The following is a 14,154-nucleotide window of genomic DNA, read 5'->3' as shown; positions in this document are numbered from 1 at the left end:
CCTCTTCCAGCGACTCTTTCAAACGACCATATGAATCATACGTTCGTTTCATTCAAGCATATGTAAAGTCCCTCATGTGGCCACCCCAGACACCCGCACCCAGATCCTCGACGCGGCCGAGTACCTCTTCGCCGAGCACGGATACCGCGGCACCTCGGTCCGCGCGATCACCACACGCGCCGGAGCGAACCTGGCCGCCGTCGGCTACCACTTCGGCTCGAAGGCGGAGCTGATGGCCGCAGTCGCCCGCCGCGTGATCGAGCCCCTCAACGCCGCCCAGTGCGCCGGACTCGACCGTCTGCTCGCCCGGACCCCCGACCCACAGGTCAGCGAACTGGTGGAGGCGTTCGCGGGGCCGCTGTTCGACGGGATGCCGGCCGGCGACGAGGGCGGCGCCCGGACGTCCCGGCTGATCGTGACGGTCCTCAGCGACCCGGCCGAGGAGGCACGCAGCTGGACCGGCCCGGCCGAGGACTCGGTCCGCGAGCGCTACCTCGCGGCCTTCACGCGCGCACTGCCCGGCCTTTCCCCCGAGGAACTGCGCTTCCGGATGCGGGGGATCCTTGCCGTGACGGCCGTCGACCGCCTTGAGGTACACCAGCAGCCCTCCCCCGGCTGCGCGTCCCCGATGGCGGGCGACGCGGCCCGGCGATGGGCGATCACGTTCCTGACGGCAGCGATGAGTGCGCCACCGACCCGGACCTGACGAACCGGACCTGCCGACTCAGACCTGACGACCCAGACCTGACGACCTAGGACAGGGGCCGGCGGCGCGGGTCGCGGGTCGTGGGTCAGGCGGCGTTCTTGTTCCGCCGGATGATGTGTCGGCGGATGATGTATCGGCGGAACATCCTGCCCCGCCGGGCCCCGCGGGCCGGGGTGCACAGGATCTCGGCGTCGGTCACACCCGCGCGCCCCGGCGCCAGACCTCCCGCACCAGCGGCACTCCCGGCCGGTACGCCAGGTGCACGTGGCTCGGGGCGTCGAGGAACGCCAGGTCGGCGTACGCACCCGGGACCACGCGGCCGATGTCGGTGCGGCGGAGCGCCGCCGCACCGCCCGCCGTGGCCGACCACAGCGCCTCGTCCGGCGTCATGCCCATGTCCCGTACCGCGAGCGCGATGCAGAACGGCACGGACGACGTGAAGGACGAGCCCGGGTTGCAGTCCGTCGACAGGGCGACCGTGACGCCCGCGTCGAGGAGGCGCCGGGCGTCCGGCCACTCCGCCCGGGTGGAGAACTCCGCGCCGGGCAGCAGCGTCGCCACCGTGTCGCCGTTCGCGAGGGCGTCCACGTCCGCGTCGGTGAGGTGCGTGCAGTGGTCCGCGCTGGCCGCGTCCAGTTCGACCGCCAGTTGCACCCCGGGGCCGTACGAGAGCTGGTTGGCGTGGATGCGCGGGTGCAGCCCCTTCGCCCTGCCCGCCGTGAGGATCGCGCGGGCCTGTTCCCCGTCGAAGGCGCCCTTCTCGCAGAAGACGTCGATCCAACGCGCGTACGGGGCACACGCGTCCAGCATCGCGCCGGTGACGAGCGCGACGTACGCGGCGGGGTCGTCCGCGTGGTCCGGGGAGACGATGTGCGCGCCGAGGTAGGTGACCTCGTCGGTGTGCGCGGACGCGATGCGCAGGGCCCGCGCCTCGTCCTCGACCGTCAGCCCGTAGCCGGACTTCGTCTCGAACGTGGTCGTGCCCTGGCACAGGGCCTCGGCGAGGTAACGGGTGAGGTTCCGCTCCAGTTCCGCGTCCGTCGCCGCGCGGGTGGCGGCGACGGTCGTCCGGATGCCGCCTGCGCTGTAGGCCCGGCCGGACATACGGGCGTTGAACTCCTGTGTGCGGTCGCCCGCGAAGACGAGGTGCGAGTGGGAGTCCACGAAGCCGGGGATCACCGCGCGGCCACCGGCGTCGACCCGATTGTCAGTGGCGGGTGCTTTTCTTGAGTCACCGGTCCACGCGATGCGGTCGCCGTCGATGACGACGGCCGCGTCCTGGATCAGACCGAGCGGGGAGCCGTCACCGAGAGAGGAGTCGTTGGTGACCAGACTGGCGATGTTGGTGATGAGGGTCGTACTGCCGGTATTGCTGCCGCTGGTGGTGCCGGTCGTGCTGCTCATGGCGTCCTCGGGGGCTGTCGGGGCGAAGGGAGCCCGGTCGGGGCCGACGTTCAGGCTCGTAGCGCTTCGATGGCGTCCGCGAGGGCGCGGGGCACGTCCGGGACAAGGGCGTGCGCCCCGTCTCGTACGACGTGCCGGCCGCCCACGACGGTGTGCCGCACGTCCGCCGCTGTCGCGGCGAATACGGCTGTCTCGGCCCCGAGCCGCGGCAGCGTTCCCGCTGTCCTGACGGAGTCGAGCGCGACCGTCGTGAAGTCGGCGAGCGCACCCGCTTCGAGCGTGCCCGCGTCGGCCCAGCCGAGGGCCGCGTGGCCGTCCGCGGAGGCGGCGCGAAGGAGCGCCGCCGCGGTCCAGTGGCCCCGGGTGCGGCTGCGCAGGCGCTCGTTCAGCTCCATCGCGCGTGCCTCTTCGAGCAGGTCGACGACGGCGTGGCTGTCGGAGCCGAGGGACAGCGGGGAACCCGCCTGCTGGAGGGCGACGGCCGGTCCGATGCCGTCGGCGAGGTCGCGCTCGGTGGTCGGGCACATGCACGTGCCGGTCCCCGAGCGGCCGAGCAGCGAGATGTCCTCGCCGGTGAGGTGGGTGTTGTGCACGCCCGTGGTGCGCGGGCCGAGCACCCCGTGGTCGGCGAGCAGCTGCGCGGGCGTACGGCCGTGGGCCGCCAGGCAGGCGTCGTTCTCCGCCGTCTGCTCGGACAGGTGCACATGGAGCGGCGAACGCCGCTCCTCGGCCCACCGCGCCACCGTCGCCAACTGCCCCGCGGGCACGGCCCGTACGGAGTGGATGGCGGCCCCGATCCGCGCGTGATCCCGGTCCTTGAGAACTGAACAGCGTGCTGCCCAGGCTTCCGCCGTGCCGTCGGAGAAGCGGAGCTGGTGCCGGTTCGGGGGCTGTCCCCTGCGCGCGTCGACCAGGCCGGCGGCGAGGTAGACGGTGTCGAGGAGGGTGATGCGGATGCCCGCGTCGGCGGCGGCCTGGACGAGCGCCTCACCCATGGCGTTCGGGTCGGCGTAGGGGGTGCCGCCGGGTGCGTGGTGCACGTAGTGGAACTCGCCCACGGCCGTGACCCCGGCGAGGGCCATCTCCGCGTACACCGCGCGGGCGAGCGCGTGGTACGTGTCCGGGGTGAGCCGGTCCGCGACGGAGTACATGATCTCGCGCCAGGTCCAGAAGGTCCCGGAGCCGACCTGGACGGTGCCGCGCAGGGCCCGGTGGAAGGCGTGGCTGTGGGTGTTGGCGAGGCCGGGGAGCGTCAGGCCGCGCAGGATCTCCGCTCCGGGCGGTGGACTGTCGACGCCCGTGCGGACGGCGGCGATCCGGCCGTCCGCGCCCACGTCGAGGGCCACGCCCGGCTCCACGTAGGAGTCGAGCCAGGCGTGCTCCAGCCAGTACGTCGTGCCTCGCGCGCTCACGTGCGGCTCACTCACTTGCAGGCCAGCCCTTCCAGTACGTCGGCGAGTGCGGTCACCCCGGCCGCGCAGTCGTCCTCGGCGGCGTACTCGGCCGGCGAGTGCGAGACCCCGGTGGGGTTGCGTACGAACAGCATGGCGGTGGGAATCGAACCGGAGAGGATTCCGGCGTCGTGTCCCGCACCGGTTCCCAGGACTGGAACCCTCAAGTCCGCGGGGTCCCTGCCCGTCTCCCCGCCCAGGAGGCCGGCGATCTCGTCCCGCAGGGCGTGCTCGAACTCGACGACCGGGGTGAACGACTCCCGGACGACATCGAGGTGGATGCCGTGCGCGTCGGCGTACTCGCGGGCCGCCTTCTCGACGCCGTGGACGACCGTGTCGAGGGTCGCCTGGTCGGCGGCGCGGGAGTCGAGCCAGCCGCGTACGAGGGAGGGGATGGCGTTGACGCCGTTCGGCTCGACCGAGATCTTGCCGAAGGTGGCCACGGCGCCCGCGAGCTGGGCCTCCCGGCGGGCCGCGAGCACGGTCTCCGCGTACGACAGCATGGGGTCGCGGCGGTCCACGAGGCGGGTGGTGCCCGCGTGGTTGGCCTCGCCCCGGAAGTCGAACCGCCACCGCCCGTGCGGCCAGATGGCGCTGGCGACACCGACCCGGTCGCCGGTCAGTTCGAGGACGCGCCCCTGCTCGACGTGCAGCTCGACGAACGCGCCGATACAGCCCAGGCGTTCGGGGTCCGCCCCGATGGCGTCCGGGTCGTGGCCCGCCGCCTCCATGGCCTGCGGGAGGGTGATCCCGTCGGCGTCGGTGAGCCGGTGTGCCTGCTCGACGGTGAGTTCCCCGGCCGTGAGCCGCGAGCCCACACAGGCCAGCCCGAAGCGGGCGCCTTCCTCGTCACCGAAGTTCACGATGGCGAGGGGCTTGGTGAACCGCGCGTTCCGGCCGCGCAGTTCGTCCAGCGCGGCGAAGGAGGACACGACGCCGAGGGGCCCGTCGAAGGCACCGCCGTCGGGCACCGAGTCGAGGTGGGACCCGGTGACGACGGCGTCCCCCGCCGAGGGGTCGCCGAGCCAGGCCCACTGGTTCCCGTTCCGGTCCAGTTCGAGAACGAGCCCGCGTGCCTCGGCCTGCGCCCGGAACCAGGCCCGGCAGTCGGCGTCGGCCCCGGTCCAGGCGAACCGCCGGTACCCACCGGACCCGGTATGCCGCCCGATGGACTCCAACTCCCGCCACATAGACAGAAAGGAGGAACCCTTCGGCCCGTCCGCCGTTTGAGAACGCGGTCGCTCAGGCACATCCATCCCACCCGCCGCCTGCCGACGAGACCGCTCAGGCCCCACCAGCCCGTCCGGCGCTTGAGGACGAGGCCGTTCAGGCCGATCGGGGGTCCGGGGGCGGAGCCCCTGGCCGGGCCCGGGGGCTCCGCCCCCGTCACGCGACTGCGGACTCACTCGCCCTCCCGCATGGGAACCCGCACGCCACGCTCAACAGCGACCGTCTCCGCGATGTCGTACCCGGCGTCGACATGCCGGATGACACCCATCCCGGGGTCGTTCGTCAGGACACGGCGAAGCTTCTCGCCGGCCAGCTTCGTGCCGTCGGCCACCGACACCTGCCCCGCGTGGATGGAGCGCCCCATGCCCACACCGCCACCGTGGTGGATGGACACCCAGGACGCGCCGGAAGCCACGTTCACCATCGCGTTCAGCAAAGGCCAGTCAGCGATCGCGTCCGAGCCGTCGAGCATGGCCTCGGTCTCGCGGTACGGGGAGGCGACGGAACCGCAGTCGAGGTGGTCGCGGCCGATGGCCAGGGGAGCGGCCAGCTCACCCGAGGCGACCATGTCGTTGAAGCGCTCGCCCGCCATGTCCCGCTCGCCGTAGCCGAGCCAGCAGATCCGGGCGGGCAGGCCCTGGAAGTGGACGCGTTCGCCGGCCAGCTTGATCCAGCGGTGGAGGGACGCGTTCTGAACGGACTCGGCCGCCGGGAAGAGATCGAGGATCGCCTTGTCCGTCTTGTGGATGTCGGACGCCTCACCGGACAGCGCCGCCCAGCGGAAGGGGCCCCTGCCCTCGGAGAACAGCGGCCGGATGTAGGCGGGCACGAAGCCGGGGAAGGCGAACGCCCGCTCGTATCCGGCGAGTTGGGCCTCACCCCGGATGGAGTTGCCGTAGTCGAAGACCTCGGCGCCGGCGTCCATGAAGCCCACCATGGCCTCCACGTGCCGCGCCATGGACTCACGGGCCCGGGTGGTGAAGCCGGCCGGGTCCTTCGCGGCGTACGCGGCCATGTCGTCGAGTTCGACGCCCACGGGCAGGTAGGCCAGCGGGTCGTGGGCCGAGGTCTGGTCGGTCACGATGTCGATCGGGGCGCCCTCGGCGAGCATCCTCGGCAGCAGTTCGGCTGCGTTGCCGAGCAGGCCGATGGAGAGCGGGCGGCGGGCGTCCCGCGCCTCCACGGCGAGCTGGAGGGCGTGCTCCAGGGAGTCGGCCCGTACGTCCAGGTACCGGTGCTCGATGCGGCGCTCGATGGCGCGCGGGTCGACGTCGACACAGATCGCGACGCCGTCGTTCATCGTCACGGCGAGCGGCTGGGCGCCGCCCATGCCGCCGAGGCCGGCCGTCAGGGTGATGGTCCCGGCGAGCGTCCCGCCGAACTTCTTCGCGGCGACGGCGGAGAAGGTCTCGTAGGTGCCCTGGAGGATGCCCTGCGTGCCGATGTAGATCCACGACCCGGCGGTCATCTGGCCGTACATGGTGAGGCCGAGGGCTTCGAGGCGCCGGAACTCCTCCCAGTTCGCCCAGTCGCCGACCAGGTTGGAGTTGGCGATGAGGACGCGCGGCGCCCACTCGTGGGTCTGCATGACACCCACCGGGCGGCCGGACTGGACGAGCATCGTCTCGTCCTGCTTCAGCGTCCGCAGCGTACGGACCATGGCGTCGTAGGAGCGCCAGTCGCGGGCGGCCTTGCCGGTGCCGCCGTAGACGACGAGCTTGTCGGGGTGCTCGGCGACCTCGGGGTCGAGGTTGTTCTGCAGCATCCGCAGAGCGGCTTCCTGCTGCCATCCCAGGGCGCTCAGTTCCGTTCCGCGCGGCGCTCGGACGGGGCGGGGTCCTGACATGGTCTGCCTCCTGGCGACGGGTGAGTGCTCCGGGTGATGCCGTTCATACAGCGGTACAGCGGCACAGCGGATATTCACATCCTGATCTCCTGAATAGAACTAGTCAATACCCTCGTGGGCCAGCAGGGGCGCCGTACGGGTGTTTGGCTGGATGCATGGCTGCATACACAGGCTCAGGGGACGCGGACAGGGACAGCGACACGAGCAGGGACACGGGCACAGACACGACCGGCGAACGGACGGAGGGGGCCGCGCGGCGCCACGAGGCCGTTCGCGCCGCCGTTGAACAGGGACTCGTCGGCCCGTCCACTCCCCTCGTCGCGCTCCTCGACACCACCGGAATCCGGGCCTCCGTGGCGGCCCTGCGGGGGGCCTTCGACGCGGTGACCGCACCGGGTACGCCCGTACTGCACGCGTTCGCGGTGAAGGCGACCCCGCTCGTCCCCGTGCTGCGGCTGCTGCACCGGGAGGGCATCGGCATGGAGGTCGCGAGCCCCGGCGAACTGGCCCTCGCCCGTGCGGCCGGGGCGCCCCCGTCCCGTACGGTCCTCGACTCGCCCGCGAAGACCCCCTCGGAGCTGCGCGAGGCGCTCGCACTGGGCATCGCGGTCAACGCGGACAACCCCCAGGAGCTGACGCGGATCGACGCGCTGGTCGGCTCGGCGTCGACCCGCTCACCTCTGGGGCTGCGGGTGAACCCGCAGGTCGGCGGGGGTTCGATCGGGGCACTGTCCACGGCGACGGCGACCTCGAAGTTCGGGGTCGCGCTGCGGGACGAGGGGGCGCGCGAGTGGGTCGTTCGCGCCTACCTGGACCGGCCGTGGCTGACCCGGCTGCACACGCACTCGGGTTCGCAGGGAATGCCGCTGGAGCTGATGGCACGCGGGGTGGCCGAGGTGTACGCGCTCGCGGAGGAGATCAACGAGCGGGCCGGGCACAGGCGGATCGACACGCTCGACATCGGCGGCGGCCTGCCGGTGAACTTCGGCTCGGACGCCCACACCCCGACCTACGAGGAGTACGCACGGCTCCTCGCCTCGACCGTGCCGGGGCTGTTCGACGGACGGTACGGGCTGGTCACGGAGTTCGGGCGCTCGCTGCTCGCCAAGCACGGCGTGGTGCTGGCGCGCGTCGAGTACGCGAAGTCGGCGGGCGGGCGGGCCATCGCGGTGACGCACGCGGGAGTTCAGGTGGCGGCCCGCACGGTGTACGCCCCGGAGTCCTGGCCGCTGCGGGTGGCCGCGTACGACGCCAAGGGACGGCCGAAGTCGGGGCCCGACGTGGTGCAGGACGTGGCGGGACCCGCGTGCTTCGCGGGTGACCTGCTGGCGGAGGGCCGGTCGATGCCGCTGCTCGAACAGGGCGACTACGCGGCCGCGCTGGACACGGGGGCGTACTACTTCGCACACCACTACGGGTACAACTCGCTCGCGCGGCCCGCCGTTCACGGCTTCGGTCCGGACGGGGCAGGCGGGGTGCGGTTCGCGACGGTCCGCGCGGCACAGACGATCGACGAACTCGTGGCGGAGTCGGGAGGGGCGTACACGGAGGCGTTGACCGACGGGGCCCCGGTGCGACCGGATTGAATCCGCGGACCGGGAAAAGCCCGAAGGCCTGAGATCTGAGGTCTGATTATCTTCAGGGCAATCGACCCACACTAGCCAGCAACTGGCATGTTCCACAGGAAAATGCCCTATCTCTCACTCGTCACGCACACGTTGCGTAGCTTCTGCGTCACTCAGCTGAACCGACGGGCGGGAGGGAAGCACCGTGCCCGGAATCGACGAGTGCCTGCTGGAGGCCATGAGACTGCCCGGAGCCCGGGGAGCCTCGGTGGTCGACTGGACCAGCGGACTGGCTCTGGGCACGGTCGGGGACTCACCGAACGGGGATCACGAGGCCACCGCGGCCGAGTCGGCGGAACTCGCCCGGCTCGCCGCGGAACACAAGGCCTTCGCACCCGAGGAAGGAGCCGACTGGTCCGGCGGGCAGCCGCCGGTGGAGGACCTCATCATCAGCAACAGGGACAGCTATCACGTCCTGCGTTTCGTCCGGACGACCTTCGACAGCAGTGTGTTCCTGCATCTGTGGCTGGGACGTTCGGACGGCAATCTCGCGCTGGCCCGAATACGCCTGGGCGAGATGGCGGAACGGCTGGTGGTGGGGTGACCACGATGGAAGCAGGCCCGCTGCCGGGACTGGGCAGACCCGACCCCGGCCCGCCCGCCGACCCACCCGCCGACCTGGACGGCGCGGATCGGCAGTCCTCGGTCCCGCCCGTGCTCAGTCCCATGCTCAGCCGGCTCGCGGAGGAGCGCGCCACCGGCGTACTGACACGGGATCGTGGCGTGCTGTACCTGGTCGAGGGCCAGGTGGTGCACGCCGAGAGCCCCGCGACCCCCGGGCTGGACATCCTGCTCACCAGGCGCGGGGCACTGGGGTCCGACGGTTGGTGGGAGGCGGTCTCGGAGGCGGGCGCCGAACGCCGCGTCGGACGGTTCCTGGTGGACAGCGGGCGGCTGGCCGCGGGCGCCCTGGAGCTGTGCCATCTGGGGGCGCTGTACGACGCCGCGTTCTTCACGCTCGGCGCGAGCAGCAACCCGGCGCGGTTCAGGTACGGGGTCGCGCACTGGATAGGCCCCGTACGGCCGGTGACCGTGGACGCGGTGGAGCGCGAGACGCTGCGGCGCCGCGCGCTGCTGCACCGCATCTGGCCGGACGCGGACACGGACACCGCGGAACTCGTCCGGACCGCCCGTGCCGTCGACGTGGCCCTTCCGCCGCGTCAGCGCACGGTTCTCGACCAGGTCGACGGGGAGCGCACGGTCTCGGACATCTCACGGGTCCTCGGCCGACCGGGATTCCACACGCTGGTCGACGTCCGCCGGCTGGCGGCAGCCGGGATCGTGACGACCCGCGCGCGGACGGTCGAGTGCCGGACACCGGAAACAGCCGTACCTCCCGTACACCCCGTGTCCCCCGAGTCCCCCGAGTCCCCCGTCTCCACTGTGACCGCCGAGGCGGCGCAGGCCGCGCAGGCGTCGGCGGATCCCGACGTGGCCCTGCTGCGCCGGCTCAGAGACGCATTGGAGGCCTTGTGATCCGCGCGCTCCGACAGCGTGCCGAGAGGAGACAACTGATGGCGGCGGAGGCCGAAGTCCTCGACGAACTGCACCGGTTACGGGCCCGGGTGCCCCAGCTGACGGGCGCGCTCGCGGCCAGCGTCGACGGCCTGGTACTGGCCCAGGACACTCCGGGCGTGGAGCCGGAGGGGCTGGCCGCCCTCACCGCCGCCGCACTGGGGGTCGCCCTCCGCGTGGCGGACGCGACCGGACGGGGCGACTTCCGCGAACTGCTGGTACGCGGCGAGCACGGCTATGTGGCGACCTACGCGGCGGGACCCTCCGCCGTACTGACGCTGCTGGCGGGCGACCGGGCGAACGTCGGCCGGCTGCACCTCGAAGGGCGCCGCTCCGGCACCCGGATCGGCGAACTCGTCGAGGCCGCCGCCGAGGCCCAGCCGGCACGGCCCGCCCCGAAGGCCCTCACACCCCGCACCAGGACCGCGCGCACCCCACGCCCGCTTCCCGGGCCGACCGGTGAGAGCCGCTGAACCCGGCCGCCCCGCCCCAGCCCAGCCCCAGCCCGACCAAAACCGCTATGAGCCAACCCGAACAAACCCGAACCAACATGAACCGACCCGAACCAACCCGAACCGAAAGGACCGGCACAACCATGGCCAACACCGAGACCGCATTGAAAGAGACCCTGGCCTCCATCGAGGGCGCGACCGGAGCCGCCCTCGTCGACTACACCACCGGTATGGCGCTGGGCACGATCGGCGGCAGCAAGAGCTTCGACCTCACGGTCGCCGCGGCCGGCAACACCGACGTCGTCCGCGCCAAGATCCGCACCATGGAGCACCTGGGTCTGAAGGGCGAGATCGAGGACATCCTGATCACGCTGTCCGACCAGTACCACCTGATCCGGCTGATCAAGGGCCGCGGCGGCAACGGGCTCTTCCTCTACCTGGTGCTCGACGCCAAACGCGCCAACCTGGCCATGGCACGGCACCAGTTGAAGAAGATCGAAGGCGACCTGGAGGTCTGACAGGCCAAGAGGTCTGAGAGGTCCGACGGATCCAGCGGAGAACCGGCGGGGCGAGATCCGAGGGGATCAGACCAGTACCCCGCCCCGACGCCGCGCCCCACCGGGCGCGGCGTCGCCCGCGGCGATTCCGGTGGCCCGGTAGCCCTTGACGCGCTTGCCCGCCGGGACGCCCGCACCACGGCCGAGCCAGTCGACCCGCACCCACAGGAGCGACTCGGCCGCCCGTTCGAGCCGGCCGATCCAGGCCGCCTTGAGACGGAGGCCCACTCCGGCGCCGGCGAGCAGCATCCCGCCGGCGGCCGGCACGGCGAACGCGGAGCCCAGTGCCACGGCGAAGGCGAGGAGCACCCACCAGCGGTGCCCCCGGCGCCAGTTCCGTACGGACACCGCCCGGTCCTGCAGCACGTCGTGTTTGCTCGCGCGGTCGGCGCCGCGGGCCAGCGCCACGTACCGTTTCCGGCGCGTCAGCAGGACGACGGCCGCGGTGATCAGGAAGAGCGCGGCTCCCGCCAGCACCCCGATCCGCCGTCCCGTGATCCCGGGCACCAGTACGCCCACTCCCGCCGCCACGACCCCGAGCCAGCCCAGCGGTGCCGCTCCGGCCCGTACGACGACGGCCACCCGAGCAAGTCCCTGCCCTCCGCGCGCCACGATCCGCCTCCTCACCAGACGCCTGTTGTGGCGGGCAGAGTAGCGGCCGAACGTGAGACACACCTGAGAGAGTTCCGAAAAAGAGGCCGGGCGCCGGTACTCCGCTTCCCGGGTGCCGCTACTCGACGAACAGGCCCCGCGCCGCGGCCCGCGCGTCGAACTCCTCAAGGCGTGCCTGGGCGTCCGGCAGTCCGTCGCACATCGCCTCCAGCAGCACCCGTCCGAGCAGCATCGGCGCGCAGGCGGTGTCGAAGGCGAGGCCCGTTCCGACGGCGGCGGGCAGCAGCAGGTCGGACACCTTGGCGACCGGCGCGAACGCGGAGTCCGCGACGGTGACGACGGTCAGCCCGGCCTCCTTCGCGTAGGCGAGGGTGTCCACGACCTCCCGTGGGTGGCGGGGCAGCGCGAAGCACAGCAGCGTGCGGGCCCCGGCCCGTACCGCCGCGTCGATGCGGTCGTGGAGCATCGTGCCGCCCTCGTGCAGCAGCCGGACGTCCGGATGGACCTTGGCCGCGAAGTACGCGAAGCCGTACGCCTGGGACGCGGCGGCCCGCAGCCCGAGCACCGGCAGGGGGCGGGAGGCGGCGAGCAGCCGGCCGGCCCGTTCGACGGGGCGCGGGTCCGCGAGCACGGAGGCGAGATGGCGGAGGTTCTCGATCTCGGCCTCGACGGCCTGCTGGTACTCGTTGTACGAGCCGGTGTCCGGGGCGGGTTCGGCCGGAGCGACCTCCCGCAGGTGCTTGCGCAGCGCCGGGTAGCCGTCGAAGCCGAGGGCGACGGCGAAGCGGGTGACGGACGGCTGGCTGACGCCGGCGAGTTCGGCCAGCTCCACGCTCGACAGGAACGGCACGTCGGCGGCCCGGCGCACCATGCTGTGGGCGATGCGCCGCTGGGTGGGCGTCAGCCGGTGCCCCTCGAAGAGGGCCTGCAACCGCCCGGCGGGAGCGTCGGTCACCCCGGCGCCCCCGCTGCCCCCGTCCCCGTCCCTGCCCCCGCCCGCGCCCGCGCCCGCGCTCCGGTCATCCGTCCCCGCATCGCTCGCATCGTGCGCATCGCCGGCGTCGTGCGCATCGCCGCGGTCCGGGCCCGTGTCCCTGTCCCTGTCCATGCCCATATTCACGCCCGTGTTCCCGTCCACGCTCATGCCGTGCCCCCACTCCAGATGTCCGTGAACCGGTCGAGCAGCCCGGCCGCCGCCGTCACGTCGTCCGTGAGCGGCCGGTCGGTCGCGTCCGCGTCGAGCACCGACTCGGCGATCTCCAGTGCCCTGCCCACCGGCAGATCCGGGTCGGGACGCAGGCCGCGCTGGCGCAACGCCCGTACGGCGGCCACGAGTTCGCAGCCGACCACGAGACGGTACGCGCTGCACGCGCGCAGGGTCTGACGTGCGGCGAGCGAGGCGAAACTCGCCTGCTCCTCGACGCCCCGGGAGAGTACAGCGTGGCCGAGCGAGGCGGGCGCGGAGAAGGCCCGCAGGTCACCGAGGGCGGCCCCGGCGGCGTACTCCAGGATCATCACGCCGGAGGAGGCGGGCTCGTGGTCGGCGAGGAAGGGGCGCAGCCGGGTGTAGGCGGGTTCGTTGAGGGTCGACAGGCGTGAGGTCGAGAGGCGGGCGACCTGGGTGAGGGAGAGCCTGAAGTGGTCGAGGGCGAGGGCGAGTTGGGCCTGGTAGAAGCCTCCGTGGTGGTAGGCGGCCATGTCGGCGGCGCAGATCAGCGGGTTCTCGGCCGCCGCGTTGATCTCGACGGCGAGGACCTCCTCCAGCGCGTCGGCCGCGTCGTGCGCGGGGCCGTGGATCTGCGGCACGCACCGGAAGCCGTACGGGTCCTGGATCCGTCCGAGCGGCGGGGTCGGCCGGTCGGGGGCGCCGATCATCTCCCGCATCCGCCGGGCCACTTCGGTCGATCCGCGGTGCGGCCGGGCGGCGTGGACGGGCGCCGCGTAGGCCTCGTACGAGCCGTCCACCGCTACCAGTGACAGCGCGGCGACGACCTGGGTGGCGCCGATGAGCCCGCGCAGTTCGTGCAGGGCGAGCGCCGACTGGCCGAGGGTGAGGGCGTTGCTGCTGATGAGCGCGAGGGCGTCGTTGTTGTCGAGCGGCTGCGGTTCGGGCGGGCGCGTCTGCTCGATGACCCTCGCGCCCGCCCTCGCCGACGGGTCGGCCCCCGCCCCGTCGCGCCAGGGGTGCTCCCCCGCCAGCGCCAGTCCCACCTGTGCGAGGGCCGCGATGTCACCGGTCCCCACCGAGCCGAACTCGTTCACGACGGGGTACGCGCCGCTCTCCAGCGCCTCGCACAGCGCCGTGACGACGGTGGGGCGCAGGCCGGCGCCGCCCGCGAGGAGCTGGTTCGCCCGCACGGCGAGCATCGCCCGGACCTCCCGTGCGGGCAGCTCCGCCCCGATGGCTCCGGCGTGGCTGCGCAGCAGGCGCAGACCGTGCTCGGCGGCGGCCTCGGTGGGCACGTCCTCGTTCCGGTTCGCGCCGACCCCGGTGGAGCGGCCGTACACGCGGCCGGTCGCGGCGATGCGCCGGGCCGCGTCCCAGGACTCCTCGACCCGCTTCATCGCGTCGGTGCCGGGAACGGGCCGGGCGGTCCCCTCGGCGAGGCGTACGACGTCGGCGACACCCGTGCTGTAACCGTCCAGCACCACGAGGCCGTACGTCACCGCACTCGGCGTGTCCACATCCCGAGACGACATAGAGCGCAGACTCCCCTCACACCGGGCATTCGGTCTTACCCATCGGTCACGAGAGA

At 72.5% G+C, this 14,154-nt stretch carries 13 protein-coding genes; 6 read left to right on the top strand and 7 right to left on the bottom strand.

Annotation, left to right across the window (positions count from 1 at the left end):
- The first annotated feature begins 76 nt into the window (after positions 1 to 76).
- A complete protein-coding gene (locus ACH4DZ_RS09385) occupies positions 77 to 706 on the top strand; it encodes a TetR/AcrR family transcriptional regulator (RefSeq protein ID WP_398286393.1) in 630 nt (209 codons plus the stop codon).
- 195 nt (positions 707 to 901) lie between these two features.
- Here ACH4DZ_RS09385 and hutI read toward each other — a convergent pair whose 3' ends face one another.
- The 4 genes from hutI to hutU form a co-directional block, all read right to left on the bottom strand.
- On the bottom strand, positions 902 to 2,110 hold the full coding sequence (gene hutI / locus ACH4DZ_RS09380; RefSeq protein ID WP_398286392.1) for an imidazolonepropionase: 1,209 nt from the start codon (positions 2,108 to 2,110) through the stop codon (positions 902 to 904).
- 50 nt (positions 2,111 to 2,160) lie between these two features.
- Positions 2,161 to 3,522, bottom strand: coding sequence for a formimidoylglutamate deiminase (locus ACH4DZ_RS09375; RefSeq protein WP_398286391.1), 1,362 nt, complete (start codon positions 3,520 to 3,522; stop codon positions 2,161 to 2,163).
- An 11-nt stretch (positions 3,523 to 3,533) separates the two neighbouring features.
- The gene (locus ACH4DZ_RS09370) at positions 3,534 to 4,817 is read right to left on the bottom strand and encodes an allantoate amidohydrolase (RefSeq protein ID WP_398286390.1); all 1,284 of its coding nucleotides are present in this window, start codon (positions 4,815 to 4,817) and stop codon (positions 3,534 to 3,536) included.
- A 146-nt stretch (positions 4,818 to 4,963) separates the two neighbouring features.
- Positions 4,964 to 6,637 carry a urocanate hydratase gene (gene hutU, locus ACH4DZ_RS09365; RefSeq protein ID WP_398286388.1) on the bottom strand — a complete coding sequence of 558 codons (1,674 nt, stop codon included), beginning with the start codon at positions 6,635 to 6,637 and terminating at the stop codon, positions 4,964 to 4,966.
- 155 nt (positions 6,638 to 6,792) lie between these two features.
- Here hutU and ACH4DZ_RS09360 point away from each other — a divergent pair, with 155 nt between their 5' ends.
- The 5 genes from ACH4DZ_RS09360 (at position 6,793) to ACH4DZ_RS09340 (ending at position 10,747) form a co-directional block, all read left to right on the top strand.
- Positions 6,793 to 8,223: a diaminopimelate decarboxylase gene (locus ACH4DZ_RS09360; protein ID WP_398286387.1), complete on the top strand. Its 1,431-nt coding sequence runs from the start codon at positions 6,793 to 6,795 to the stop codon at positions 8,221 to 8,223.
- 184 nt (positions 8,224 to 8,407) lie between these two features.
- Positions 8,408 to 8,806 (top strand): hypothetical protein, encoded by a 399-nt coding sequence (locus tag ACH4DZ_RS09355; protein WP_328494507.1) that lies wholly within the window; start codon positions 8,408 to 8,410, stop codon positions 8,804 to 8,806.
- Positions 8,807 to 8,928: 122 nt separating this feature from the next.
- Positions 8,929 to 9,738, top strand: coding sequence for a transcriptional regulator (locus ACH4DZ_RS09350; protein ID WP_398287053.1), 810 nt, complete (start codon positions 8,929 to 8,931; stop codon positions 9,736 to 9,738).
- Positions 9,739 to 9,776: 38 nt separating this feature from the next.
- Positions 9,777 to 10,250: a roadblock/LC7 domain-containing protein gene (locus ACH4DZ_RS09345; RefSeq protein ID WP_398286386.1), complete on the top strand. Its 474-nt coding sequence runs from the start codon at positions 9,777 to 9,779 to the stop codon at positions 10,248 to 10,250.
- Positions 10,251 to 10,372: 122 nt separating this feature from the next.
- Positions 10,373 to 10,747 (top strand): hypothetical protein, encoded by a 375-nt coding sequence (locus ACH4DZ_RS09340; protein ID WP_398286385.1) that lies wholly within the window; start codon positions 10,373 to 10,375, stop codon positions 10,745 to 10,747.
- A 66-nt stretch (positions 10,748 to 10,813) separates the two neighbouring features.
- Here ACH4DZ_RS09340 and ACH4DZ_RS09335 read toward each other — a convergent pair whose 3' ends face one another.
- The 3 genes from ACH4DZ_RS09335 to ACH4DZ_RS09325 all read right to left on the bottom strand — a co-directional run bounded on the left by ACH4DZ_RS09335 (position 10,814) and on the right by ACH4DZ_RS09325 (position 14,098).
- Entirely contained in the window at positions 10,814 to 11,398 is a 585-nt protein-coding gene (locus ACH4DZ_RS09335) for a hypothetical protein (protein ID WP_398286384.1), read from the bottom strand.
- A gap of 118 nt (positions 11,399 to 11,516) precedes the next feature.
- On the bottom strand, positions 11,517 to 12,542 hold the full coding sequence (locus ACH4DZ_RS09330) for a MurR/RpiR family transcriptional regulator (protein ID WP_398286383.1): 1,026 nt from the start codon (positions 12,540 to 12,542) through the stop codon (positions 11,517 to 11,519).
- Positions 12,539 to 14,098, bottom strand: coding sequence for an aromatic amino acid ammonia-lyase (locus ACH4DZ_RS09325; protein WP_398286382.1), 1,560 nt, complete (start codon positions 14,096 to 14,098; stop codon positions 12,539 to 12,541). Before ACH4DZ_RS09325 ends, ACH4DZ_RS09330 begins: the two co-directional genes overlap by 4 nt.
- Between the last annotated feature and the right edge of the window lie 56 nt (positions 14,099 to 14,154).

It is taken from the genome of Streptomyces sp. NPDC017991, assembly GCF_044328075.1.
In the GTDB taxonomy this organism is placed as follows: Bacteria; Actinomycetota; Actinomycetes; order Streptomycetales; family Streptomycetaceae; genus Streptomyces.
The sequence above is the reverse complement of the archived record's forward strand: the minus strand, read 5'-3'. Positions and strand labels throughout refer to the sequence as shown.

What these genes read in the sequence shown, in the direction of transcription:
- hutI (WP_398286392.1), bottom strand. Translation starts at nt 2,110, where the DNA reads ATGAGCAGCACGACCGGCACCACCAGCGGCAGCAATACCGGCAGTACG.
- ACH4DZ_RS09370 (WP_398286390.1), bottom strand. Translation starts at nt 4,817, where the DNA reads ATGGATGTGCCTGAGCGACCGCGTTCTCAAACGGCGGACGGGCCGAAG.
- hutU (WP_398286388.1), bottom strand. Translation starts at nt 6,637, where the DNA reads ATGTCAGGACCCCGCCCCGTCCGAGCGCCGCGCGGAACGGAACTGAGC.
- ACH4DZ_RS09360 (WP_398286387.1), top strand. Translation starts at nt 6,793, where the DNA reads ATGGCTGCATACACAGGCTCAGGGGACGCGGACAGGGACAGCGACACG.
- ACH4DZ_RS09350 (WP_398287053.1), top strand. Translation starts at nt 8,929, where the DNA reads ATGCTCAGCCGGCTCGCGGAGGAGCGCGCCACCGGCGTACTGACACGG.
- ACH4DZ_RS09345 (WP_398286386.1), top strand. Translation starts at nt 9,777, where the DNA reads ATGGCGGCGGAGGCCGAAGTCCTCGACGAACTGCACCGGTTACGGGCC.
- ACH4DZ_RS09340 (WP_398286385.1), top strand. Translation starts at nt 10,373, where the DNA reads ATGGCCAACACCGAGACCGCATTGAAAGAGACCCTGGCCTCCATCGAG.
- ACH4DZ_RS09330 (WP_398286383.1), bottom strand. Translation starts at nt 12,542, where the DNA reads ATGAGCGTGGACGGGAACACGGGCGTGAATATGGGCATGGACAGGGAC.
- ACH4DZ_RS09325 (WP_398286382.1), bottom strand. Translation starts at nt 14,098, where the DNA reads ATGTCGTCTCGGGATGTGGACACGCCGAGTGCGGTGACGTACGGCCTC.